We start from the raw sequence: 830 nt of genomic DNA on the forward strand, positions 1-830 counted from the left end.
GCGGGCGGCGACAACGAGGTCCCATTGCCTTTGGGCGCGACCTCGGCTGCCCGCCTGGAATGGGTTGCGGTTCAGGCGGGCAGCGACGGGAGGGTGTGAGGCGGGCTCGGTTTCCGGCTTTGGGCATGCCGAGGTGCCCGAACCCATGCGGGTCGGGCTGCGCTGCTTGGTGTTGCCGCGCTTCCCCCAGCAGTCTGCCTGCTGGGGCAGGTTAAGAACGGTGGCGGCCCGTAGTCGATCGGGGCCGGTGTCGTCTGGTCCGGCGCTGCTTCGGCTTGGCGTGCCTGGCCTGGTGCCGCGAAGCGTGCTCGGCACTTGGCCTTCGCTGCCCGCATCGCGGCAATAGCCCGATCGCGGTCGATGGCTTGGGCGAGGGCATCCAGGTCGTGTTTCATGGTCTCGGACCATTCCGAACGGTAGAGCCCGGTGGGGAACACATCCCATTCGGTGCCCTCGTTCTCGGCATCCATGTCCCGGTCGGTGCGCCAGTCGGAGCAGCCGCAGCCTTCACTGTCGTCGCCGCCCTGGCTCCCATGCCCATCATGGTGGGTGATGACTGCCTGGCCGGGGCCGGTCTTCTCCACGCTCCAGCCAGCAGTGTGGATGCGGCCGTGATGGAACCGGCACAGCAGGATCAGGTTCTCCGCGCTCGTCGGCCCGCCATCAGCCCAATGCTCGATGTGGTGCGCCTCGGTCCAGGCGACCGGCCGGTCGCAGCCGTGCCAGGCGCAGCCTTCCGGCTGCTCAAGCTCCAGCTTGCGGCGCAACGATGCGTTCGGCAGGCGCAGTGCCCGGCCCAGTTCGACGGCCTCACCGGTGGCGTAGTCGAA

1 protein-coding gene is annotated in these 830 nt (G+C 68.8%); it reads right to left on the minus strand.

Features of this window, described 5'->3' with window-relative positions; genetic code table 11:
* Positions 1-71: 71 nt before the first annotated feature.
* Positions 72-830 (minus strand): HNH endonuclease signature motif containing protein (locus J5V16_RS24025; RefSeq protein ID WP_208499911.1); only part of this gene is annotated, 759 nt, incomplete at its 5' end.

Origin of the sequence: Glycomyces niveus (assembly GCF_017592475.1) — a bacterium.
Taxonomy (GTDB): Bacteria; Actinomycetota; Actinomycetes; order Mycobacteriales; family Micromonosporaceae; genus Glycomyces; species Glycomyces niveus.